This window comes from Pseudomonas sp. Xaverov 259, assembly GCF_019352915.1.
Taxonomy (GTDB): Bacteria; Pseudomonadota; Gammaproteobacteria; order Pseudomonadales; family Pseudomonadaceae; genus Aquipseudomonas.
In genome coordinates this window covers 306,289-327,812 of the sequence record NZ_JAAAFV010000023.1, presented here as the reverse complement: position 1 = coordinate 327,812, position 21,524 = coordinate 306,289, and the positions used below count along the sequence as shown (strand labels likewise).

The window sequence follows — 21,524 nt, the reverse complement described above, 5'->3', positions numbered from 1 at the left end:
CCCCCTGCCACAACAAACCCGTCTGCCACAGTAGGCCAGCCCACAGTAAGTCCATCTGCCACATCGAGCTTCAGAGCACCGCCCCCATCGCCTTCACCAACACCGGGTCACGCCCATAAATATCCGGCGAGTACACCAACCCGCCTTGGCGATCGACCTCCACCGTCCAATAACCCAACAGCACCGGCACCGGTGTGGCCAGCCTGAATTCATGGGTTGTGCCGGTGGCCAGCAATTCTTCGGTGCGCGTGCGTTCGGCCGGGGTTACCAGCAGGTCGCGTAGCATCATCGGTTGCTCAACCCGCACACAGCCCGAACTGAAGGCCCGTGGGCCTTTGGTAAACAGCGGCTGGCTCGGCGTGTCGTGCAGGTAAACGGAATAAGGGTTGGGGAAGCGCATCACGATGCGGCCCAGCGGGTTGCGTGGGCCGGCCTCCTGGCGCAGCAGAATGTTGCCGGGGCGCGACCAATCCACCTGGTCGGCCGTGAGTGGGCGGCCTTGAGCGTCGAGCACTTGCAGGTTTTGCTGGCGCAGGTATTCGGGGTTGAGGCGGATGGCCGGGAGTTTGTCCTCACGCATGATGGTCGGCGGGATGGTCCACGTGGGGTTGAGGGTCAGCCGGGTGATGCGCGACTTGAGCAGCGGCGTTTGGCGTTCGGCACGCCCGACTTGCAGGCGGGTTTGCCACACCGGGATACCGGCCTGGTAGACGCTCAGTTGCGCGGCCGCAACGTTGACCACTACGCCTTCGGGCTCCAGGTCCTGGGCCAGCCAGCGAAAACGTTCGAGGTTGATGCGCAACTGGTCGCGGCGCATCGCCGGGCTGATATTCAGTTCGGCCACGGTGCCGGCACCAATCACGCCGTCGGCCTGCAACGAATGGCTGAGTTGGAAGGCCTTGACCGCCTTGACCAACTCGTCACGGTACTGCTGGCTGTTGCCCGTCGGCGCCTTGGCCAGGTAACCACCGCTGTACAAGCGCCGCGCCAGTTCGGGCACGCGCGGGTCTTCCATGCCAGGCTTGAGCAGCGGCCCGTTGGCAACCGGGTCCCAGTGGGGCAGCGGCTGCAGGCGCACAGTGGCATAGGTATTGCGCAAGCTGCGGTACAGGTCGGCGCTGGGGCGTGCCTGGTCAAAGGCTTGGGCCATGTCTTGCAGGCCGGCAGCGGCAAAAGCCAGCACTTGGGTATTGGGGTCGAGGGTGGGTGGCTGAGAATGCCACAGCGGCTCGAAACGCGACTGTTGCAGGCGCCCGTAATGCAAATCCTGCAGGGCCTGCAGGTATTGCCGGCTGCTGCCGATATCGCTGCACAGCACGTTACCCGTAGCCTCCACGGTAGGCAGGCTATAGTGGGTGGGGTCCAGGCCATCGTCGGCCAGCATCAGCAACTGAGATTGCAGTGCGTGGCGGCGCTCATCGGTCCACAACGGCACATTGCCCTGCTGCTGGTAGAGCGCCTGCAAGCGCGCTTGGGCCGTAGCGTCTGTCTGCGCGGCAAGGTTGGGGCAAACGCTGGGCAGTTGAGAAAGGGCCAATTGCACCGGGCTGGTTGAAACCACCGGCACAGCGTCCAGCGGCAGCTCATCAGCTGTCGCGACCAATGGTGCAACGAGCAGGCAAATGCTCAAGTAACATGCGTGTTTTTTGAACAATTGACTTAACTCCAATCCACAGCGGGGGGGATGTACTGTAGATGCTGACTTTTATATGCCGCGTCGGCTTGATCGCCGTGACCCTGGCTACGCTGAGCACTGTTGCGCTCGCCGCCACTGCCAACCCTCCTACTTTGTATAGCAGCCTGGCGCGCTCGGCTCCAGAACTCAATCCCACTGTACTGAAAAGCGCCCTGGGCGCGGTGCAATGCGCGGTCAATAACGGCGAGGAACGCTCGGATCGCCTGGCCGTCATTGACTACTCCCAGCCCTCTACCGCCCGTCGGCTGTGGATCTTCGACCTGCGCAAAAAGACCCTGGTGCTGCGCGACCTGGTGGCCCATGGTGCCAAATCCGGGGAAAACTTCGCCACGCAATTCTCCAATCGGGAAGGCAGCCACCAATCCAGCCTGGGTTTGTTTCGCACCCAGGAAAGCTACTTGGGCACCCACGGCTACTCGTTGCGCATGGACGGCCTGGAGCCAGGCTTCAATGACCAGGCCCGCGACCGCGCGCTGGTGATTCATGCGGCCGACTACGTCAACCCGGCGTGGAGCAAGCGCGAAGGCCGTATCGGCCGCAGCCAGGGTTGCCCGGCCGTGCGCCCGCAAGTGGCGCGCCAGGTGGTAGACAAGCTCAAGGATGGGCAGTTCATGTTCTCCTGGTACCCGGACCAGCGCTGGCTGAAGTCCTCGACGTACTTGAACTGCAAGCCCCAACAAGTGGCCAGTAGTCGTACAATCCGTGGTGGTTAGCCTGTCCCCACAGATAAAAGAGAGCGTCGCATGCTTCTACATACATCCACCTGGATCGAGATCGGGCAGTTTCTGGAGCGCAGCCGCACGGTGGTGATCCCTATCGGCTCCAACGAACAGCACGGCCCCACCGGCCTGCTGGGCACTGATTGGATGTGCCCGGAAATCATCGCCCATGAGGCACAGAAGAACGCCGACATCCTGATCGGCCCGACTTTCAATATCGGCATGGCCCAGCACCACCTGGGCTTTCCCGGCACCATTTCGTTGCGCCCTTCCACCTTTATCGCCGCGATTGGCGACTGGGTGCGCTCGCTGGCCGGGCATGGTTTCGAGAAGATCCTGTTTTTGAATGGCCACGGCGGCAATATCGCCACCATCGAAGCGGCCTTTTCCGAGCTGTACGCCGAAGCCAGCTACGCCCGCCGCCCAGCCGGGTTTGCGCTCAAGCTGGTGAACTGGTGGGACCTGGAGGGCGTCAACGAACTGGCCCACCGCCAATTCCCGGTGGGCCACGGCAGCCATGCCACACCGTCGGAGATTGCGGTGACGCAATGGGCGTACCCGGAGTCGATCAAGTCGGCGGAGTATTCGCCACAAATCGCCAACACCGGGCCGATCCGCGAGGCACTGGATTTTCGCGCACGCTTCCCGGATGGCCGCATGGGTTCTGATCCCGCACTGGCGACGGTAGAAAAAGGCGGTGAGCTGGTGGCGTTGGCGGCCAAAGGGCTGGTCAACACCGTAAACACCTTCAGCAACGAAGCCAAACCTTAAGCCGAACACACAGCACAATGTGGGAGCGGGCTTGCTCGCGAATGCGGAGTATCAGTCCACATAGCTACTGACTGATCTACCGCTTTCGCGAGCAAGCCCGCTCCCACATTTAAATCTGTGCGCCTACCAGGGTTACTTGCAATCCTGCGCCGCCAACTCCAGCCGCGATGGCTTGATCGCCGATGCCAGTGGCTTGCGCTCATACAGAAACACCTTGGTGCCATCCTGGGATTTGTAGGCTTCCAGCACATCATCGGCAGCAATCTTGCTGGTCAACACCACTTTGGCGTGACGCGAGTTCTGGGTCACGGTCGAGGTAATGCCGTGCTTTTCAAGCTTGGGCAATACGCACTGCACATAGCCTTCCGGGGTCTTGTCAGTTAGCAGAGTCAAGCTCGGAGCGTTGGGAGCGGTGATACAACCGGTCAGCAACAAAGGGGCTGCAGCCAAGGCCTGGACGAAAAAAGCGCGCATATAAAATCCTGAATATAAAAAGAAAGTTTCACATCAACCGGCTCGTACCAACGCCTTGAGCGACACATCGAACTGCTTCAACGCATCAAGCTGTACATCACGCTGCTGTTCAATCTGTGCGGCAATTTCCGGCGCCGCCTTGTCATGCACCCACACCGACGGCACTTGCTTGTGCACCGAGCCTTCGGCCTTGGCGATGTATTGCAGGTTCGCGTCATAGAACCGTGCAACAAAGCGCGCCTCCACCTGATCGTTACGCTGGGTCAACAGTTGGTTGTGGGTATCGAGCACCACCACCACATCCGGGTGCGCCTGCACCAGTTCATCCAGGCTGCTATAGACAGTGACTGTAAGAAAAGTGCCCTGCAGCGAACTCATTAACCAATCAATCGCCAGTTCCGGATCGGAGCTGTTGACGAACGCCTGGCGGATACGCCCGTCGAGGGCATCCTTGGCGCCGTTCATGGCCATGGCGTGGTAGCGTTCAAGGTAGCTGAGGTTGTCGCGGGTGTTTTCGCTGTACAACACCCCCACCGATTGCGCGTGCCGCAGGGAGTCTACGCTACCGACGAGGGGCAGCAAATGGCCGGTACGCAGATCATCGGCAATCGCCGGGTTGGCCAGCACTGCCGTGCCAAGCATCAGTACCATCAGGCCCAGCTGAATTATCGTCCTCATCGCGCATTTCCTTGAGCAGCGTGTCGATGGCGTGATTGTCCGCTTTTGGCACAAAAACAGAACTTGTGATCCTTGATGGTGACTATCATTTGAACCGATAGTGTCAGGCAGCCTAACCCCATAAAACCTATAAGGACCACGCCATGAAGCCCCACCAGAAAACCTTCGACCGCATCCGCGAAGCCGTATTGCCGGAGTTTCGCGAGCGGGTCGCCGATTACCTGGTCGATTATGAAAACGTGCTGCAGGACGACACCGCAGACGCCGACCTGCGTTGCGCCAGCGCCCAGCAACTGCGCGGCTACCTGCGCGGCTTGAACACCATGCGGGTACTGGGCATGGCCGATTGGGAAGACCTGGACCGGCGTGTGGCCCAGGAATGGCTGTAACCCTTAAAGCGCCGGACGTTGCAGGTTGACCCAGGCCTGCACCGAGGGCCGCTGCCATTGGCGCTGTGCATAGGCCACCAACTCGGCCGGCACGTTGTCACCGTTGAGGATCAAACGGTTGAGCATCACGGCCAGGTCAACATCCGCAATTGACCACGTGCCGAACAGGTACGCCGGGCTGCCTGCCAATAACGCCTGTGCCGCCTGAATCAATTTGTGCGCGGCCGTGTCACCGGCGGGCGACAACGGCGGCATTTTCTGCGCGTAAAACACCACCAGCGTCGAGCGTTCCTGGCGAATCGCCTGCAAGTCGCTGCGCAACCACGCCTGCACCTGGCGCGCCCTCGCGCGCTGTTTTGGCTCTGTCGGGTACACCGTGGTATCGGGGTAGGCCTCATCCAGGTATTCGCTGATTGCCGAAGACTCCGACAACGCAAAGTCGCCTTGCACCAACGTGGGTACGCGTTGGGTCAGGGACAGTTGGACAAATTCCGCTGCCTGGTTTTGCGCCGTGTCCAGGTCAAGGGTGACGGTTTCGAAGGAAAGGCCCTTTTCCAGCAGGGTGACGAATACCGACATGGCGTAGGGGCTGGTGTATTGAGCATCGACATAAAGCCGCAAAGACGGTGACAGCATAAAGGCTCTCCTTGGGTGAATGCCCACGCTACGAGATCGGCAGTTGGAAAGACAATGCGCGATTTTTATGGGGGTATTCCAAGTGGGAATGCGAGCCCTTATCCAGCGTTTGCCAACACCTGATCAAATACATAGCCCATCATGTTATTCAAGAACTTCTCTTGCCCATTGTCTACCGTGGTGCCTGAAACCTCAGTGGTGGTAAGTTCAATATCACTGAATGCGATCACTCGGCCCATCGTGCCGCCTACCAACCAAAAAAGCATATTAGCACCAAAAGTAGCCAACACCTTGCTGCCTGGGGGAAGTTGTGTTGCAGTCACTGCAAGTGATGCAGACCCCTTGATTGTCACGCCTGAAGAGTTGCCGAAATAGCTGCTCAAGTTTTCCGTTGTGGAAGATAAGCCACTGTAAACCCCCACAACAGGCACGCCAGCAAGCGTACCGGTATGCCCAAATCGCTGTAAAACATTCAACATGCCTACGGCGGTGCCATTGTCGCAGGCTAACAGTAACACGCCGCCTAATGCTGCATACTCTTTCAGTCTATCTGCCTGTGCCACGGTAAAATTACTGGTATGTAACCCGACAGACAGCACATCATATTTAGCCTTCAATTCAGCAGCCGTTATAGAGGGAGCAACAATATCTACCGTGGCATCAGTAGCGCTTACAGACTGGATTTTATTATAAATCCCGTCTGGCCCGTAATTTGCGGGCTCGTTAACCTGCGCCATCAAATTTGGGTAATTTGAACTACCAATTGCGATAGCCGTAAAACCAAACTTTATAACCCGCAACTTTACTGGCTTGGTCACGACCGCGGCGGCCGCCGAACAACAATGACGGTGCACATGAACATGCACATGTATATGCACATCCTCACCATGATTGGAGCAGCCCGCATGGTCTTTATGACACTCATCAGTTACAACAGTGCAACCCACGTCACTGGGGGGGTTGGTTGAATCAGACATGATCAAGACTCCTATGGCCTAAAAGCATTTCTTCCAGCCTCAACGCGTCGGGCAGAGGCTGACCTTCAGGCACTACACAGCCATTCCAAGGCTGAGTCTACTGTCAGAACTAACAGGTTCCTCGGCAAAAGGTGGCTGCCCACGTTAAAGGCAATCCTGGCGGAAACGGGCGACTTAGTGGCAATATCGCATCGTTTGACCTCCCGGCAAAACCGCTACGTCACTCGCAACACTCACCCATAGCTTTCAAGGAAGATAAGCTTATGAAACAAGCAGTTGTGGTTATCCACGGCATCGGCGAACAGCGCCCGATGGATACCTTGCGCGGCTTCGTCGAAGCCATGATCCCGGCGGACACGCCCGATGGCACACCGTTTTACTGGAGCAAGCCAGACCGGCTTTCGCGCAATTTTGACCTGCGCGTCTTGAAGTCCTCCGGCCGCACCAGCACCGATTTCTACGAGTATTACTGGGCCCACAAGATGCAGGGCACCAAGGTCGGCCACCTGCTGGGCTGGCTGTGGGATATTTTCAAGCGCCCGCGCCGAGACATTCCCGATGCCATCGTGCCTATCTGGCGCACCACGCGCTGGACGGTAGTGGTGCTCCTGCTGCTGATTGCCAGTGGCAGCCTCGCCACGGCCTGGGGCCGGTTCGACCACAGCGACAATCCCTTCGCACTGGTGCCGCTGCTGCTCGGCGCCATCGCCCTGGGGCTGCGTTATTCCGCGCTGTCCTACCTGGGCGATGCGGCCCGCTACCTGAGCCCCAACCCGCAGAATGTGGTGGTGCGCGAACAGATCCGCGCCGACGGCGTGGCATTGCTGCGCGCCCTGCATAACAAAGGCGACTACGACCGCATCATCGTCGTCGGCCACAGTTTGGGCAGCGTAATTGCCTACGACATCATCGGCTACCTGTGGCATGAACATCACGATCAACTGACCAAAGTCATCCCCAGCAACCGCGAACTGGCCCGCCGCTACGCCGACCACGAACCCCTGCAACCGGTGATCAAGGAAGCTCTGCCCAACGCCGGTGCAGCACTCGACGGAAGCCTTGGCAGCACCCTGAAATTTCGTGAACAGCAGGCCGAGGCGTTTATCGAGCAGCGCGGCCTGGGCAACCCCTGGCGCATCACCGATTTAGTCACGGTGGGTAGCCCCATGGCCCACGCCAGCCTGTTGTTGGGCCGCAGCGTGAGTGACTTCAAACAACGCATCGAGCGCCGCGAAGCCCCGGCGTGCCCGCCCACCGAAGACACCAAGGGCTACGGCTACAACGCTCGCCAACCGGTGATGCTGGGGCAAAAACCGTTTACCCCGCAGTACCTGCACCACGCGGCGGCGTTTGCCGTGACGCGCTGGACCAACCTGTACTTCCCGGCGCCCTATGGCCTGTTTGGCGATATCGTCGGCGGCCCGGTCAAACCGGTGATGGGTGCAGGCGTGCTGGATTTACCGGTCACCGTAGGCACCTGGAAAGGCTGGCTCGCCCGCTCCTGGCTCAGCCACACCCGGTACTGGAGCGAGCGCGGCGGCGCACAGGGCTACCTGGGCACGCTCACTCAGGATGAAAACGCGATCACCCATGGCCCGCCCCCCTCGGCCACCGAAGCACTGCGCTGGGCGGTCGACCTCAAGGGTTTGCGGCGCTTTCGTCCCGTGGGCGCCAAGGCAGCCTTGGTGCCCGCCGAGGCCTAGCCGGCGAAGCCGCCGGCCTTGAGAAACGCCTGCTCGGGTTGGGTAGTTGCCCTGGCCAGCACCGCGTTGCGATGGGGAAACCGCCCAAACCGTTCAATGATATCCGCGTGTTCCTTGGCCCAATGGTAGGTGCTGGCATCCAAATGCCGGTTCAACGCCACCGAACGCTGCTGGTCCGCCGGGTCTTCGGAATGTTCAAACGGCAGATAACAGAACGCGCGCAACTCAGGCTCGATCTGTTGATCCAACCCGGCGTCCACCGCCCGCCGCGCATACAAACGCGCCAACGGATCGGTGGCAAACATATGCGCTGTGCCGCGAAACGCATTGCGCGGGTATTGATCCAGCAAAATCAGTAAGGCCAACGCGCCGTGGGCCGAATCCAGCCAGCTTTCCAGCTCACGCCGGGCGGCTTGCATATGGGTGGCGTGAAAGGTCTCGCGAAAGGTCGCGTCAAACGCGTCGTCCTTGGTGAACCAGCGTTTCGGCCCTGCCTGCTTCCAGAACGCGATCACTGCCTCGGCAGATTGTTCGTGCATGCTCGTCATCGTCCTCTCCAACGCTTAACCCCAAAAAAAGCCGCACAGATTTCATCATCGACGTCGGCAATATCCATTAAGTTTCCCACGGGAGCCGCGCAAGCTTGCCTGCGGTCGCACCATTGCACATAGGGTTTACCTGATGATCCACCGTCTTGCCCAGGTTTTCAGCGATTCCAATCGTCAAGTGCGCAGCAAACTGTTTGGCATTTATGGGGTATTGATCGCCCTTAACGTCGGGGCCTGGCTCTGGGCGCTGGCGGCCTTCCACAACCACCCGGTGCTGCTCGGCACTGCCCTGCTCGCTTACGGTTTTGGCCTGCGCCATGCGGTGGACGCCGACCATATAGCGGCCATCGACAACGCCACCCGCAAGCTGATGCAAGAGCAGAAACGCCCGGTAGCCGTAGGCTTCTTTTTCTCCCTCGGGCATTCCTCCGTGGTGGTACTGGCCTCGATTGGCGTGGTGTTCGCAGCCTCGGCCATGCAGGCACACTTCGAAACCTTCAAAACGGTGGGCGGTGTGATCGGTACTTCGGTATCGGCGCTGTTTCTGCTGCTGATCGCCCTGATGAACCTGATCATCCTGCGTGCCATCTACAGGGCCTGGCGCCATGTGCGCGAAGGCGGCGCTTATGTGGATGACGATTTCGACCTGCTGCTGGCCGACCGTGGCGTGCTCGCACGCTTTTTCCGCCCGTTGTTTCGCCTTATCGCCCGCAGTTGGCACCTGTACCCGCTGGGCTTTCTGTTCGGCCTGGGCTTTGACACCGCCACCGAAGTCGGCTTGCTCGGCATCTCTGCCAGCCAGGCCTCACAAGGCCTGTCGCCCTGGTCGATCATGGTGTTCCCGCTGCTGTTCAGCGCCGGCATGTCGCTGGTCGACACCCTCGACGGCCACTTGATGCTCGGCGCTTATGGCTGGGCCTACCTCAAGCCGATCCGCAAGATCTACTACAACATGACCATCACCCTGGTGTCGGTGATCGTCGCCGTGGTGATCGGCAGTATCGAGGCGCTGGGGCTGATCTCGGACCAACTGGACCTCAAAGGCGCGTTCTGGGGCTTTATCGGCACGCTGAACGATAGCTTCGGCCTGCTCGGGTACATCATCATCGCGATCTTTGTCGCCAGTTGGGCGATCTCGGTGATGCTGTACCGCTGGAAAGGCTTTGACGCCATCGAGGTCAAGCGCCCTGTGGTCTGAAACTGCGCGCCACCAAGGCGAGCCCTCGGTTCAAGGCGCAAGGATGTGCAAGTAGAACGCGTGAAACATGAAATAAGCACAGCCGGCCAGCGCCAGCCCCATGCAGCGGTTGAACCAGGTAAACGCCGCCGCCCCGTTGATCCGCCGCCCCAGCAGCGCGCCCAGCAAGGCATAAACCCACGGCGCGCCGACCGCCCCCAGCCCCAGCAAGGCCGACACGCCAAAGATCGAGGCACCGGTAATGTGCGCCGCCGGCAACATCACGCTGGTGATTGGCAACACCGCGACGATGCCCTTGGGGTTGAGCAGCTGAATCACCAGGCCATTCCAGAAGGTCAGGGTCTTTGCAGGCGAGCTTGAAGCGTCATCCACCTCGGTACGCGCGGTGAACACTTGGTACGCGAGGTACAGCGTGTACACACCACCCATCAAAGAAATATACGGCAACGCCGCCCGGGAGATGACCGCTTCGCCGGTGTAGCCAAACACCACGAACATCAACAGCATCGCGCAGCCCACGCCGATATAGAACCCGCTGGAGCGCCGCAGTTTGCCCGTAAGCCCGGCATTCAGGCCCATCAAGTTGACGGGGCCGGGGCTGTACATGACGCTGAAGGCGTAGAGGAAAATGTCCATGGGGAACCTGCAGTAGAAGAAGTCAGGCGAGTCTACTGAGCGGGGTGGCGCGCAATCTTGAACGTTTGTGGTTGATGGTCATGCATCTATTACGGGTACTATGCTGAAAACAAATATTCAAATGAGCACCCATGATCAAAGCCAGCCTGCGTACTCACCTGACCTTATGGTTTGCCGGTTTGTCACTGCTCACACTGCTGAGCGTCGGGGTTTATGTAGGCCATATCGCCACTGAACAGATGAAGCAAGCCAGCGGCAATGCCTTGCTGAGCACGGCACGCTCGACTGCGGCCTTGCTGGCGGTGCAACTGCGTGAACGCCAGCTGGAAGTGTCTTTGCTGAGCAAGGCGCCGATCATGCGCAAGGGCAACCTGGATACGCCGGACATCCTCACGTTGATGGAATTGCGCACCCAGTCGCGCGCCGAATATGCCTGGATGGGCATTGCCGACGCCCAGGGCCGAGTGCTCCAGGCCGTCAACGGGTTGCTGGTCAACCAGTCGGTCGGCCAGCGGCCCTGGTTCCAGGCCGGCATGCACGGCGAATACACCGGTGACCCTCACGAAGCGGTATTGCTGGCCAAGCTGTTGCCCAGTTCGGCCAGCGGCGAGCCATTGCGTTTTATCGACTTTGCCGCACCTATCCGCAACGCCCAGGGCGAGACCATCGGCGTGCTGGGCGCGCATGCGCACTGGAGTTGGGTCACGCAGATCGTCGACTCAGCGGTGATGCAAAAAGACGCTATCCCTGATATCGAGGCCCTGATCGTCGACTTCGACGGCAAGGTGCTCTACCCCGAAAGCCTCGCCGGCGAGCAAATGCCGCAAGGCAAACTGATCACCCATTCCGGCTGGTGGGCCGGCAACGGCTACGTCACCGCCTCGGTCGCCGTGCCGAGCCCATCCAATGCGAACATGACCTGGTACATCATGGTCCGCCAGCCTCTGGACGTGGCCCTGCAACCGGCGCGGACGCTGCTGTATAAATTGCTGATACTCGGTGTGCTGGCGGCGGTCGCGTTTGTACTGGCCGCCTACTACCTCGCCTCGTCCCTCAGCCGCCCGATCGAACGCCTGGCCAAATCCGCCAGGCTCGTTCAGGAGCAGCAACCTGGCGCTGCATTCCCTCAGGAACACTCAGTGCTGGAGATTGCGCAACTGGGCCGCTCCCTCACCAGCATGACCCAATCGCTGCTGGCCAAAGAGCGCCAATTGCAAGAGGCCAACGCCTCCCTGGAAGCCACCGTCGCCCAACGCACGGCCGACCTCACCCAGGCCAACGCCGACCTGCTCAACCTGGCGACCCACGACGCGCTGACCGGCGTCTACAACCGCCGCCGCTTCGACGAAAAACTCGCCGAGAACAGCCTGCTGTTCCAACGCACGGGCCGCACCTTCGCCCTGCTGCTGATCGACGCCGATTACTTCAAGCGCGTCAACGATAGCTACGGCCACGCGGTCGGTGACGAGGTGCTGTGCCAACTGGCAGCCCTGATCGAAAGCAACACCCGCGCCACCGACTTTGTCGCACGTTATGGTGGTGAAGAGTTCGCGGTGTTGCTGCCCGAAGTCGAAGAGCCGGACAGCCCCGACGTGGTCGCCGAGAAAATCCGCGCGGCGGTGGCAGCCGCGAAATTTGCGACGGTGGGGCATGTGACGGTGAGTATTGGCGTGAGCCTCGCAGAGCCAGCCGACCGGGACTCCTCCGCGCTGCTCAAGCGCGCGGACATGCAGCTGTATCAGGCCAAGGGCGCGGGCCGTAATCGGGTGGCGTGATGGATCTCCGCCAAGACTTTTCGATAAAACGACTGGAAGATCTGCCCGAGCAGATCCACACGCTGCACGCGCAGGCCGTCGCCGAAGGGTTCCGGTTCCTCACGCGGCTTATCACCGAATGGGAAAACCGCACTACCCGGTTTGATCAACCCGGTGAGTGCCTTTTGGGGGTGTTTCGCCACGACCAGTTGGTCGCAATCGGAGGCGCTTCACGCGATCCGTATTCCACTCCCGACAACGGCCGAATACGCCGCGTCTACGTCGCTCCACCGATGCGTGGGCAACATATTGGAAAAACGTTGGTGCAACAGTTGCTGGCATTCGCCGCCATGCACTTTCAAACGGTGCGCCTGACTACAGACACAACGCAGGGCGCAGCGTTTTATCTACAGTGCGGGTTTCACTCGGTGACTGATGACACCGCCACTCACGCCAAGTACTTGAAGTGATTTGGCTCACCTGCAGCTACCGCAGACCGGTCTCGTAGCCATAAACAGTCATACTCAGACGCTACCCTTGAAAACCTGGCGTGCAAAATCCGCCCGCTAACCTTTCGATCTGATCCAAGTGCGGGCACAATGCGTGTCCTTTTTTGGCAGGCACCGCCGCAGGCTCTCAAAAATGATCAAAACGCCGTACTACCTCATCGATAAACAGAAACTTCTGGTCAACATGCAGAAGATTGCTTACGTGCGCGAGCAGTCCGGCGCCAAGGCGCTGCTGGCACTCAAGTGCTTCGCCACCTGGTCGGTGTTTGACCTGATGCAGGAATACATGGACGGCACCACCTCGTCGTCGCTGTATGAGTTGAAGCTCGGGCGCCAGAAGTTCGAAGGTGAAGCGCACGCCTACAGCGTGGCGTGGGCTGACGACGAAATCGAAGAGATGCTGGAGAACTGCGACAAGATCATCTTCAACTCCATCAGCCAATTGCAACGTTTTGCCGAACGCAGCGAAGGCAAGACCCGCGGCCTGCGCGTCAACCCGCAAGTGAGCAGCTCCGACTATTTACTCGCCGACCCGGCACGCCCGTTCAGCCGCCTGGGCGAATGGGACCCGGTGAAGATCGAAGGCGTAATCGAGCAGATCTCCGGCTTCATGTTCCACAACAACTGCGAAAACGGCGACTTCAGCCTGTTCGACAAAATGCTCGGCACCATCGAAGAACGCTTCGGCGCGCTGCTACACAAGGTCAACTGGGTCAGCCTCGGCGGCGGCATCCACTTTACCGGTGAAGGCTATGCCATCGACGCCTTCTGCCAGCGCCTCAAGGCGTTCTCGCAAAAATACGACGTGCAGGTGTACCTGGAACCTGGCGAAGCAGCGATCACCAACAGCGCTTCCCTGGAAGTCACCGTGCTCGACACCCTCTACAACGGCAAGAACCTCGCCGTGGTAGACAGCTCCATCGAAGCCCACCTGCTGGACCTGCTGATCTACCGCCTCAACGCCAAGCTGGCGCCGAGCGAGGGTGAACACACCTATATGGTGTGCGGCAAATCCTGCCTGGCCGGGGACATCTTCGGCGAGTATCAATTTGATCGTCCGCTGGCCATCGGCGATCGGCTGTCGTTCATCGACACCGCAGGCTACACCATGGTCAAGAAAAACTGGTTCAACGGCCTGAAAATGCCGTCCATCGTAGTGAAACAACTCGACGGTACAGTCGAGGTGGTTCGTGAATTTGGTTACGACGACTACCTGTCCAGCCTTTCGTAAGCTGGCGGATAAAGGAGAGATAAAGCAATTGAAAAAGAACGTTCTTATCATTGGTGCAGGAGGTGTCGCCAAGGTGGTGGCCCACAAGTGCGCGCAGCACAACGACGAACTCGGTCGTATTGCTATCGCGTCGCGCAACATCTCCAAATGCCAGGCCATCATCGACAGCGTCAAGGCCAAGGGTAGCCTCAAGGTACCTGCGGATATTAAAGCCTTTGCGCTGAACGCCATGGACGTGGAAGCGACCAAGGCCCTGATCCGCGAGACCGAGTCGCAGATCGTCATCAACGTGGGTTCCTCGTTCCTCAACATGTCGGTACTGCGTGCCTGCATCGACACGGGCGTTGCGTACCTCGATACCGCCATTCACGAAGAGCCGGGCAAGGTCTGCGAGACCCCACCGTGGTACGGCAACTATGAATGGAACCACCTGGAAGAGTGCAAACAGAAGAACATCACCGCCATCCTTGGCGTTGGCTTCGACCCGGGTGTCGTCAACGCGTATGCCGCGCTGGCGCAGCAACAGCATTTCGACCGCATTGATTCGATCGACATTCTCGACGTCAATGCCGGCAGCCATGGCAAATATTTCGCCACCAACTTCGACCCGGAAATCAACTTCCGCGAGTTCACCGGGCAGGTGTGGAGCTGGCAGAACAGCCAGTGGACCAGCAACACCATGTTCGAAGTCAAACGCACCGACGACCTGCCGGTCGTCGGTTCGCAGAACCTCTACCTCACCGGCCACGATGAAGTGCACTCGCTGTCGAAAAACCTCGACGTGCCCAACGTGCGGTTCTGGATGAGCTTCGGCGAACACTACATCAATGTGTTCACCGTATTGAAAAACCTCGGCCTGCTCTCCGAAAAGCCGGTCACCACCGCCGAAGGCCTGGAAGTCGTGCCGCTTAAACTGGTCAAGGCCGTGCTGCCCGACCCGTCGTCGCTCGCCCCAGGCTACACCGGCAAAACCTGCATTGGTGACCTGGTCAAAGGCACCAAAGGCGGCCAGCCACGTGAGATGTTCATCTACAACGTGGCCTGCCATGAAGAAGCCTTTGCCGAGACCGAAAGCCAAGGCATCTCCTACACCGCAGGCGTACCTCCGGTGGCCGCTGCGCTGCTGGTAGCGCGTGGCGAGTGGGATGTGAAACACATGGCCAACGTTGAGGAGCTGCCGGCTGAGCCGTTCCTGAAGGCGCTGGACGTGATGGGTTTGCCGACTCGGATTAAAGACGAGAATGGTGATCGGGCTTGGGATGCGATGGCCTGAGGGTTATTCCTTCAATAAGCATTTAAATGCCAGTCAGTTGACTGGCATTTTTTACGAGTGTTTATATTTTTTTTAAACCAAATAACGAGGCATATCAGCACACACCCTTTGATGAATTAAGACCACACAGTATCGCGAAAAATTATAATAAACTGTCAGTATTCACAGGTGTGTGCCCCTCTTTTAGTCACCATCATTATGCTGTATGACTCCCCAACCACGAAGGAGTACTTGAAATGGCATATACTCTCATTGGAAATTACGATGGCGGCCCTAATAACGTTTATCGCTTGGTCATAGAAAGAAACGATGAGTCGAAGGGCTCCTTTAGCGGCAAATTCCATGACGCGGGCACCAATAAGTGGGAACTCGTCAGTGGGAATTATAGTTTTTTCTCGGATGGCCGTGATGAAACGGTGCTTACGTTTAAAACCCAAGCCGGTGCATGGCGATGGGAGGCCGATTACCTGAAGGGTTCCCCTTCCTTTAAAACTTGGTTTTCCGTATTTACCTCGAACGCTGGTGAAAAATTGGAAACGTCTTTTAATTTAGAATCCAATACACCGCAAAGGGTGACAGCTGAATAGTCGCACCACCAATCACTATCTAACATGAATAACTACTAACTTCCCCAGCATTGCAAGCAACTAACTTTATAAAGATCATTCCCACGCAGAATGAACGAACGAGGCCCCTCAAACCCAATGGGATCAGTATGTGGGAGCTAGCTTGCCTGCGATATCAGTCTTCCAGTACCACATGGGTTGACTGAAACACTGCCATCGCAGGCAAGCCAGCTCCCACAGGTAATCGCGTGTGTTCAGATATTTCCCACAAGGGTTTCAGGTTGTCGGTCGGAAGTGGGCTCACTACTCTCTGCTTCGTCGCTGCCAATTCAGCGGCCGGATTTGACCGTCCGACTTTAAAGAGCAACTGCACCCCCACCGATCTTGGGCGTTTTTTTTACGCCTGATGTATCGTGTCGCGGCAGCTGTACGCGGGATACCTTCGGGTATGCCGGATTTGCTTCTTTAGCCGGTCGGTCAACCCGCGTATAGCTGCCACCCTAATTCGTTTGACCGCGATTCGTGGCAGCTCCATTTATAAAGGAGCCCCACCATGATCAAAGACAGCCCAAATCCCCCAGGCCAGCCAGACTACGACACCAGCACTCTGCACGAAGTGGCCTACCGTGCGATCAACCACTACCTCAACCCCGGCAAACCCATTCCCGAGCCCAGCGAAGGCATCTTCACCGTACGCGCCGACCTGGGCACCGAAACCCTGTTGGTCAACGCTTCCCAGGACTTGGCGTCCATCAGCGATATCGCCAACCACCTGGCGTTTGAAATAGAAGGCTCTCAACGTAATGTCGCACTGGGCATCTGCCGCATGCTCGAAGGTGTGCAACTGCTGGTGGACAAAGCCCTGAACGTGGCCCACCCAGCCGCCTGAAGATCGTTCCCACGCTCTGCGTGGGAATGCCGCCCCGGACGCTCTGCGTCCCACCTCCAGACCCGCGCAACGTGACGCGGAGCGTCACAAGGTGCATTCCCACGCAGAGCGTGGGAACGATCAATAGACGAGATAGAGCGCCTGAGCTATCTTCGGGCGCTCTATCGACAGACCCGAAACAGGAAGTTAACGCTTGAGCACGTCGCCCCTTCTGCGAGGCCGCACCTTCGCCCTCCTCGCCGGCATTGCCTTTATTGCTGTGGACCAACTTGTCAAACTGCTGGCCCTGATTTCCCTGCAAGCCAGCAGTTTCAAAATCGGCTCCAACCCGATCAACCTTGCGCTGGAACTGAGCCTCAACCCAGGCACCTTCTTGAGCCTGGGCGCCGCATTGCCGCCGCAGGTCAAACAGTTGATCTTTATCGTTGGAGTAGCCGTCGTGGTCGCGTGGGCCATGTGGTGGTCACTTTCCAACTGGAGCCAGCCGCTGCGTAAAGTCTTGCCGCTGTACGCGATTGCCTTGGGCGGCATCGCCAACTTGATCGACCGTGTGTTTCGCGACGGGCATGTCGTGGATTACATGGTGCTGAACGTGGGGCCCACACATACCGGCGTGTTCAATATTGCTGATATCGCGATCACCGCAGGCGCTTTGTTCCTGATGCTTGATCTGTTCATGAAGCCTCACAAGTCCTGATCAGCAAGGGGACTCATGCATCAGCGTGAATCCCCAGGCACTCAAAACACCGACCACCCAATCCGCTCGCTCAGCAATTCCAACGCCTTCATCCCCGCCAGCGAGTTCCCCGCCGCATTCAGCTCCGGCGACCACACGCACACCGTAAACTGCCCCGGCACCACCGCGACGATCCCGCCACCCACCCCACTTTTACCCGGCAAGCCAACGCGGTAGGCAAAGTTGCCGGCCTCGTCATACAGCCCACTGGTGGCCATGATCGAGTTGACTTGCTTGGTCTGGCGCGCGGTCAAGATCTGCTCGCCGCTGTGGGCACTCACGCCCTCGTTGGCCAGGAAGCTGAAGGCCCGGGCCAGATCCAGGCAGCTCATTTGCAGCGCGCAGTAGTTGAAGTAGCTGTGCAGCACCGCGTCGACGTCGTTGTGGAAGTTGCCGAAGGATTTCATCAGGTAGGCCATGGCTGCGTTGCGCGCGCCATGTTGCGCTTCGGAGTCGGCGACGACGCTGTTGACCAGGATTTGCGGGTTACCGGACAGGCGCCGCACGAAGTCGCGCATCGACAGAATCGGCACGGCAAAGCGTGACTGGTTGATGTCGCAGATCACCAGGGCGCCGGCGTTGATGAACGGGTTGCGCGGGCGCCCGCGTTCGAACTCCAACTGCACCATGGAATTGAACGGTTGCCCGGAAGGCTCGTGGCCCAGGCGCTCCCAGATGGTTTCGCCGCCATGGTCGATGGCCTGCACCAGGCTGAACACCTTGGAGATGCTCTGCACCGAGAACAGCGTGTCGGCGTCGCCGGCGCAATAGGCCGAGCCATCGTTGCCGTACACGGCGATACCAAGTTGGTTGGCGGGTACATCGGCCAGCGCGGGGATGTAGTCGGCCACTTTGCCCTGGCCGATCAGTGGGCGGACTTCGCCCAGGATCGAATCCAGCAGTGCCTGCATGTCTTGTCCGGTCATTCTTTTTGAATCAGTGGTAGGCGGGGCGCGGAGGATACTGTAATGCGTCCGCGAGGACACCCCTAGATCGTTCCCACGCTCTGCGTGGGAATGCCGCCTCGGACGCTCCGCGTACCGCAGTTCAAAAATACACCACATCCGACACCTGCTCATCGAGCACATCCCGCGCCAGCGCCCAGGCGCGGTCCTTGGACTCCACCACCAGCAGCGGGTAGCCCCAAGCCTTGCCAAACATCACCGCAAACGGCTTGAGGGCCAGGCGTTGCGCGGCGCTGGGTTCCACCTGGATCATGCCTTTGACGTAAGTGCGCAGCGCCTGTTTGTTTTTCTTCATCCAGATCGAAGCGTGTTTGCGCTCCTCATGGGAGTGCTCGTGGTTGTTTTCGTCGACGGCTTTTTCGTGCAGCAGCACAAAGGACTGCTGGCGAGCCAGCAAGCTTTCGAACACAACAAAAGCATCCTCAGGGCCGCCTTCGTTCGGGGCGTCAAACACGATTTTCACCACGGGGAAGGTTGTACTGTCGAGTCGCATGGCAAAGCACCTTAATGAGAGTGAATCTCATCATAGCGCTCTGCACACTGGACGCCATTGCACAGAATAGCCAGAATGTTTCGCAATTCGGCCAATGAGCGAATCCACCATGCAACGCCACCGCCTTGAAGAACGTGACCTTTCCCGGTCCAGGGACGCCGACCTGATCCCGCGCGCAGTGGTGGCCGTAGGCGCCACCAGCACGTCCGAGCGCTGGGAGCACACGCCGCACGCCCATCGCAAAGGCCAGTTGATGTACACCCTGCGCGGGGTGATTCATTGCCAGATCGAGGCCGGCATCTGGATCGTGCCGCCCCAGTGCGCACTCTGGATTCCGGGTGGCCTGGCCCATGCCGCGCGGGGTGCCGGGGAAGCGGAGGTGTATTGCCTGCTGATCGACCCGGACGCCGCCGGCGCCCTGCCCACCCAAGGCTGCACCTTGGCCGTGTCCGGCCTGTTGCATGAGCTGATCAGCAAGGCGGTAACGTTTCCCCATTTGTATGAAGAAAACGGCGCACAGGGCCGCCTGATCAGCACATTGCTCGACGAACTGGCCCAGGCCCCCATTGAGGACCTGCACCTGCCCATGCCCCAGGACCTGCGACTGCGGCGCCTCGCCGATAGCTTGCTGGCGGACCCCAGCGACAAGTCCACGCTCGAACAATGGGCACAGCGCATCGGCATGAGCGAGCGCAGCATGACGCGCCTGCTGCTGGAAGAGTTGGGGTTGAGTTTCGGCCGTTGGCGCCGGCAGTTGCATGTAATTTTGTCACTGCAACGCATGGCCAAGGGTGAAAGCGTGCAACGGGTGGCGCTGGACCTGGGTTACGAGAACGCCAGCGGCTTTATCACCATGTTCCGTAAAGCCGTGGGCCAGCCGCCGGCGCGTTACCTGGCGGATCGCGCCGGCGCGTCGAGTGCAACGGCGGCTGGCGCCATCGCGTTGCACCCGGACAGTTGATCAACGCTGAACCGGAATTCGGATATCGCCGCCTTTGCATTGGGTTTTAACACTCCTGGGACAGCCGGCAAACCGCAGCTCCTTGCTCAGGCACACGCGCACTTCGGACAGCACCTTGCCCTTGCAAATAACCGCCATCCCATGGTTGCCCATGGCCGGGTTGCTTTGCCTAAACAAGTTCTCGATCTCGCGTGCCTCCATATAATTGGGCACGTTAAACGGCTGCAACTGCTGCGGAATCTGCACGGCGGCCAGCGCTGTATCACTCGCCTCCAGATAGCTCGCAGCGTCCAGCCCGCTGCAGGTGCCGTGTTTGGCCCACTCGTGCTTGAGCAACGCCTGCGTCGGATAGATCAGCGCACCCTTGGCGAGGTCCGCCGCCGACAGCCGGGATTGCGTATCGCACGATGCCGGCCAGCCGCCTTTGGCGTATTGCGGCCAAAGCCCGTGCAACACAAACCCATAGCCCTTGCCCGTGCATTGCTCGTTACCGGGGTTGGTCAGGCAGAACGTCGGCGACCATGACAACGACAGCACATAAAAATCAAACTCCCCAGGCGTACCTTGACTACGCGGGGCCGCCAGCACATTAGTGGCCACAACCAGCCACAACAGCATCCAATATTTCATTTGCCTATTCCTGAAAGAAAAAACAGGTATATCCCGCTTAACCCGGCAAATTGGGGTTACGGAGTAACACCTTATCGAGGATCCGATCAGTCTTGAGCGCCTCGATCGCCAGTGATGGGTGCTCGGACTCACCACGAATATGTGCGTTCATGGCCAGCACGTGATGCCACTGGATATGTGCATGGCAGGGTATTTCCAGCACCTCATTCGCCTCACCTTCCAGGCGTAAAGGCTGGTCTTCAAATACCGCAAAGGTGATGCGGCCACGGCTGCCGATCAGCTCCACGCGGTCTTCGCGCCGGTCGGCGACAAAGTTCCAGCAACCCATACCCAGCGCGCCGTTCGCGAACGTCCAGCACGCCGTTACCGCATCTTCCGCCGCGTAATTGCCGGCCTGTCGCGCGGTAAACCCGGTGACCTCGACAATATCGCCGGCCAGGTACTGGAACAAATCGAACCCATGGCTGGCCAGGTCGGCAAAGTAGCCGCCACCGGCAATGGTCGGGTCGGTGCGCCAGTTGGCAGCGCTGGCATCGGCGGCGGCCGGTGGCTTGCACAGGCTCCAGGTCACGTGGCGCAACTCGCCGATACGCCCTTGCTGCAGCCAGTCGCGTACTTGCTGGAAGCGCGGCAACGAACGGCGATAGTAGGAGACAAACAAGTGCAGCCCGGCCCGCTCGAAGGTGCGCTGCATCAAGGCGCTTTGTTCGGCATTCAGTGACATGGGCTTTTCGACGCAGCAATGCTTGCCGGCCGCGGCCACCATCAGGGCATATTCGAGGTGGCTGTCGGGCGGTGTGGCGATGTACACCGCGTCCACTTCGGGGTCGTCGATCAAGGCCTGGGCGTCGGTATAGAAACGCGCGATGCCGTGGCGTGCCGCATAATCGCGCACTGCTTCTTCACGGCGCCCCATCACGGCCACCAGCGCCGAACCTGGCGCTTTGTAGAAGGCGGGTCCACTCTTCAGTTCAGTGACGCTGCCACAGCCAATCATGCCCCAACGTACGGTATTCATCAGTTGTCCTCGTCCGTTTTCATCAAGGGGGCAGTATCCACATGACCGCCCGTGCATGCCACCCTCAATCTGCA

Annotated in this window: 24 protein-coding genes; 13 read left to right on the top strand and 11 right to left on the bottom strand. The window is 59.3% G+C overall.

Annotated features, from left to right (window positions below):
* Positions 1-70 precede the first annotated feature (70 nt).
* On the bottom strand, positions 71-1,654 hold the full coding sequence (locus K0H48_RS08670; protein ID WP_219267142.1) for a murein L,D-transpeptidase: 1,584 nt from the start codon (positions 1,652-1,654) through the stop codon (positions 71-73).
* 41 nt (positions 1,655-1,695) lie between these two features.
* Between K0H48_RS08670 and K0H48_RS08665 the strand changes: the two genes are divergently transcribed.
* Together K0H48_RS08665 and K0H48_RS08660 are read left to right on the top strand one after the other, a co-directional pair.
* Positions 1,696-2,409 carry a murein L,D-transpeptidase catalytic domain family protein gene (locus tag K0H48_RS08665; RefSeq protein WP_219267141.1) on the top strand — a complete coding sequence of 238 codons (714 nt, stop codon included), beginning with the start codon at positions 1,696-1,698 and terminating at the stop codon, positions 2,407-2,409.
* A 30-nt stretch (positions 2,410-2,439) separates the two neighbouring features.
* Positions 2,440-3,186, top strand: a complete 747-nt coding sequence (locus tag K0H48_RS08660) for a creatininase family protein (protein WP_200433656.1) — start codon at positions 2,440-2,442, stop codon at positions 3,184-3,186.
* Between the two features lie 132 nt (positions 3,187-3,318).
* Here the strand turns inward: K0H48_RS08660 and K0H48_RS08655 are convergent, their stop codons facing one another.
* Together K0H48_RS08655 and K0H48_RS08650 are read right to left on the bottom strand one after the other, a co-directional pair.
* The gene (locus K0H48_RS08655) at positions 3,319-3,660 is read right to left on the bottom strand and encodes a hypothetical protein (RefSeq protein ID WP_219267140.1); all 342 of its coding nucleotides are present in this window, start codon (positions 3,658-3,660) and stop codon (positions 3,319-3,321) included.
* 33 nt (positions 3,661-3,693) lie between these two features.
* Positions 3,694-4,338, bottom strand: coding sequence for an ATPase (locus K0H48_RS08650; RefSeq protein WP_219267139.1), 645 nt, complete (start codon positions 4,336-4,338; stop codon positions 3,694-3,696).
* Positions 4,339-4,481: 143 nt separating this feature from the next.
* Between K0H48_RS08650 and K0H48_RS08645 the strand changes: the two genes are divergently transcribed.
* Positions 4,482-4,727 carry a hypothetical protein gene (locus K0H48_RS08645; protein WP_219267138.1) on the top strand — a complete coding sequence of 82 codons (246 nt, stop codon included), beginning with the start codon at positions 4,482-4,484 and terminating at the stop codon, positions 4,725-4,727.
* Positions 4,728-4,730: 3 nt separating this feature from the next.
* Here the strand turns inward: K0H48_RS08645 and yfcF are convergent, their stop codons facing one another.
* Positions 4,731-5,363, bottom strand: a complete 633-nt coding sequence (gene yfcF, locus K0H48_RS08640) for a glutathione transferase (protein ID WP_219267137.1) — start codon at positions 5,361-5,363, stop codon at positions 4,731-4,733.
* 98 nt (positions 5,364-5,461) lie between these two features.
* Complete coding sequence (locus tag K0H48_RS08635) at positions 5,462-6,340, bottom strand: hypothetical protein (RefSeq protein WP_257626882.1); 879 nt, start codon at positions 6,338-6,340, stop codon at positions 5,462-5,464.
* Positions 6,341-6,603: 263 nt separating this feature from the next.
* On the opposite strand from K0H48_RS08635, the gene K0H48_RS08630 reads away from it, so the two are divergent.
* Positions 6,604-8,043, top strand: a complete 1,440-nt coding sequence (locus tag K0H48_RS08630; RefSeq protein ID WP_219267136.1) for a lipase family protein — start codon at positions 6,604-6,606, stop codon at positions 8,041-8,043.
* On the opposite strand, the gene K0H48_RS08625 is transcribed toward K0H48_RS08630, so the two are convergent.
* Positions 8,040-8,582: a DUF924 family protein gene (locus K0H48_RS08625; RefSeq protein WP_219267135.1), complete on the bottom strand. Its 543-nt coding sequence runs from the start codon at positions 8,580-8,582 to the stop codon at positions 8,040-8,042. The genes K0H48_RS08630 and K0H48_RS08625 overlap by 4 nt on opposite strands.
* Positions 8,583-8,724: 142 nt before the next feature.
* On the opposite strand from K0H48_RS08625, the gene K0H48_RS08620 reads away from it, so the two are divergent.
* Positions 8,725-9,789: a HoxN/HupN/NixA family nickel/cobalt transporter gene (locus K0H48_RS08620; RefSeq protein ID WP_219267134.1), complete on the top strand. Its 1,065-nt coding sequence runs from the start codon at positions 8,725-8,727 to the stop codon at positions 9,787-9,789.
* Positions 9,790-9,819: 30 nt separating this feature from the next.
* On the opposite strand, the gene K0H48_RS08615 is transcribed toward K0H48_RS08620, so the two are convergent.
* Positions 9,820-10,425 carry a LysE family translocator gene (locus K0H48_RS08615; RefSeq protein ID WP_219267133.1) on the bottom strand — a complete coding sequence of 202 codons (606 nt, stop codon included), beginning with the start codon at positions 10,423-10,425 and terminating at the stop codon, positions 9,820-9,822.
* 131 nt (positions 10,426-10,556) lie between these two features.
* On the opposite strand from K0H48_RS08615, the gene K0H48_RS08610 reads away from it, so the two are divergent.
* The 7 genes from K0H48_RS08610 (at position 10,557) to K0H48_RS08580 (ending at position 17,344) form a co-directional block, all read left to right on the top strand.
* A complete protein-coding gene (locus tag K0H48_RS08610; RefSeq protein ID WP_219267132.1) occupies positions 10,557-12,200 on the top strand; it encodes a sensor domain-containing diguanylate cyclase in 1,644 nt (547 codons plus the stop codon).
* Entirely contained in the window at positions 12,200-12,649 is a 450-nt protein-coding gene (locus K0H48_RS08605; protein WP_219267131.1) for a GNAT family N-acetyltransferase, read from the top strand. Before K0H48_RS08610 ends, K0H48_RS08605 begins: the two co-directional genes overlap by 1 nt.
* Positions 12,650-12,821: 172 nt before the next feature.
* Positions 12,822-13,919 carry a carboxynorspermidine decarboxylase gene (locus K0H48_RS08600; protein WP_219267130.1) on the top strand — a complete coding sequence of 366 codons (1,098 nt, stop codon included), beginning with the start codon at positions 12,822-12,824 and terminating at the stop codon, positions 13,917-13,919.
* A 28-nt stretch (positions 13,920-13,947) separates the two neighbouring features.
* Positions 13,948-15,192 carry a saccharopine dehydrogenase family protein gene (locus K0H48_RS08595; protein WP_219267129.1) on the top strand — a complete coding sequence of 415 codons (1,245 nt, stop codon included), beginning with the start codon at positions 13,948-13,950 and terminating at the stop codon, positions 15,190-15,192.
* A gap of 236 nt (positions 15,193-15,428) precedes the next feature.
* A complete protein-coding gene (locus K0H48_RS08590) occupies positions 15,429-15,779 on the top strand; it encodes a hypothetical protein (protein ID WP_200433667.1) in 351 nt (116 codons plus the stop codon).
* Positions 15,780-16,311: 532 nt separating this feature from the next.
* Positions 16,312-16,647, top strand: coding sequence for a DUF6124 family protein (locus K0H48_RS08585; protein WP_219267128.1), 336 nt, complete (start codon positions 16,312-16,314; stop codon positions 16,645-16,647).
* Positions 16,648-16,840: 193 nt separating this feature from the next.
* A complete protein-coding gene (locus K0H48_RS08580) occupies positions 16,841-17,344 on the top strand; it encodes a signal peptidase II (protein ID WP_219267127.1) in 504 nt (167 codons plus the stop codon).
* Positions 17,345-17,385: 41 nt separating this feature from the next.
* Here the strand turns inward: K0H48_RS08580 and glsB are convergent, their stop codons facing one another.
* The gene (gene glsB / locus K0H48_RS08575) at positions 17,386-18,294 is read right to left on the bottom strand and encodes a glutaminase B (protein ID WP_138817417.1); all 909 of its coding nucleotides are present in this window, start codon (positions 18,292-18,294) and stop codon (positions 17,386-17,388) included.
* Between the two features lie 136 nt (positions 18,295-18,430).
* Complete coding sequence (locus tag K0H48_RS08570) at positions 18,431-18,841, bottom strand: hypothetical protein (protein ID WP_219267126.1); 411 nt, start codon at positions 18,839-18,841, stop codon at positions 18,431-18,433.
* 109 nt (positions 18,842-18,950) lie between these two features.
* On the opposite strand from K0H48_RS08570, the gene K0H48_RS08565 reads away from it, so the two are divergent.
* A complete protein-coding gene (locus K0H48_RS08565; RefSeq protein ID WP_219267125.1) occupies positions 18,951-19,802 on the top strand; it encodes a helix-turn-helix domain-containing protein in 852 nt (283 codons plus the stop codon).
* Here K0H48_RS08565 and K0H48_RS08560 read toward each other — a convergent pair whose 3' ends face one another.
* Together K0H48_RS08560 and K0H48_RS08555 are read right to left on the bottom strand one after the other, a co-directional pair.
* Positions 19,803-20,432, bottom strand: coding sequence for a ribonuclease T2 (locus tag K0H48_RS08560; RefSeq protein ID WP_219267124.1), 630 nt, complete (start codon positions 20,430-20,432; stop codon positions 19,803-19,805).
* A 37-nt stretch (positions 20,433-20,469) separates the two neighbouring features.
* Positions 20,470-21,450 carry a Gfo/Idh/MocA family protein gene (locus tag K0H48_RS08555; protein WP_219267123.1) on the bottom strand — a complete coding sequence of 327 codons (981 nt, stop codon included), beginning with the start codon at positions 21,448-21,450 and terminating at the stop codon, positions 20,470-20,472.
* Between the last annotated feature and the right edge of the window lie 74 nt (positions 21,451-21,524).

What these genes read in the sequence shown, in the direction of transcription:
- K0H48_RS08665 (WP_219267141.1), top strand. Translation starts at nt 1,696, where the DNA reads ATGCTGACTTTTATATGCCGCGTCGGCTTGATCGCCGTGACCCTGGCT.
- K0H48_RS08660 (WP_200433656.1), top strand. Translation starts at nt 2,440, where the DNA reads ATGCTTCTACATACATCCACCTGGATCGAGATCGGGCAGTTTCTGGAG.
- K0H48_RS08655 (WP_219267140.1), bottom strand. Translation starts at nt 3,660, where the DNA reads ATGCGCGCTTTTTTCGTCCAGGCCTTGGCTGCAGCCCCTTTGTTGCTG.
- K0H48_RS08650 (WP_219267139.1), bottom strand. Translation starts at nt 4,338, where the DNA reads ATGAGGACGATAATTCAGCTGGGCCTGATGGTACTGATGCTTGGCACG.
- K0H48_RS08645 (WP_219267138.1), top strand. Translation starts at nt 4,482, where the DNA reads ATGAAGCCCCACCAGAAAACCTTCGACCGCATCCGCGAAGCCGTATTG.
- yfcF (WP_219267137.1), bottom strand. Translation starts at nt 5,363, where the DNA reads ATGCTGTCACCGTCTTTGCGGCTTTATGTCGATGCTCAATACACCAGC.
- K0H48_RS08635 (WP_257626882.1), bottom strand. Translation starts at nt 6,340, where the DNA reads ATGTCTGATTCAACCAACCCCCCCAGTGACGTGGGTTGCACTGTTGTA.
- K0H48_RS08630 (WP_219267136.1), top strand. Translation starts at nt 6,604, where the DNA reads ATGAAACAAGCAGTTGTGGTTATCCACGGCATCGGCGAACAGCGCCCG.
- K0H48_RS08625 (WP_219267135.1), bottom strand. Translation starts at nt 8,582, where the DNA reads ATGCACGAACAATCTGCCGAGGCAGTGATCGCGTTCTGGAAGCAGGCA.
- K0H48_RS08620 (WP_219267134.1), top strand. Translation starts at nt 8,725, where the DNA reads ATGATCCACCGTCTTGCCCAGGTTTTCAGCGATTCCAATCGTCAAGTG.
- K0H48_RS08615 (WP_219267133.1), bottom strand. Translation starts at nt 10,425, where the DNA reads ATGGACATTTTCCTCTACGCCTTCAGCGTCATGTACAGCCCCGGCCCC.
- K0H48_RS08610 (WP_219267132.1), top strand. Translation starts at nt 10,557, where the DNA reads ATGATCAAAGCCAGCCTGCGTACTCACCTGACCTTATGGTTTGCCGGT.
- K0H48_RS08605 (WP_219267131.1), top strand. Translation starts at nt 12,200, where the DNA reads ATGGATCTCCGCCAAGACTTTTCGATAAAACGACTGGAAGATCTGCCC.
- K0H48_RS08600 (WP_219267130.1), top strand. Translation starts at nt 12,822, where the DNA reads ATGATCAAAACGCCGTACTACCTCATCGATAAACAGAAACTTCTGGTC.
- K0H48_RS08590 (WP_200433667.1), top strand. Translation starts at nt 15,429, where the DNA reads ATGGCATATACTCTCATTGGAAATTACGATGGCGGCCCTAATAACGTT.
- K0H48_RS08585 (WP_219267128.1), top strand. Translation starts at nt 16,312, where the DNA reads ATGATCAAAGACAGCCCAAATCCCCCAGGCCAGCCAGACTACGACACC.
- glsB (WP_138817417.1), bottom strand. Translation starts at nt 18,294, where the DNA reads ATGCAGGCACTGCTGGATTCGATCCTGGGCGAAGTCCGCCCACTGATC.
- K0H48_RS08570 (WP_219267126.1), bottom strand. Translation starts at nt 18,841, where the DNA reads ATGCGACTCGACAGTACAACCTTCCCCGTGGTGAAAATCGTGTTTGAC.
- K0H48_RS08565 (WP_219267125.1), top strand. Translation starts at nt 18,951, where the DNA reads ATGCAACGCCACCGCCTTGAAGAACGTGACCTTTCCCGGTCCAGGGAC.
- K0H48_RS08560 (WP_219267124.1), bottom strand. Translation starts at nt 20,432, where the DNA reads ATGAAATATTGGATGCTGTTGTGGCTGGTTGTGGCCACTAATGTGCTG.
- K0H48_RS08555 (WP_219267123.1), bottom strand. Translation starts at nt 21,450, where the DNA reads ATGAATACCGTACGTTGGGGCATGATTGGCTGTGGCAGCGTCACTGAA.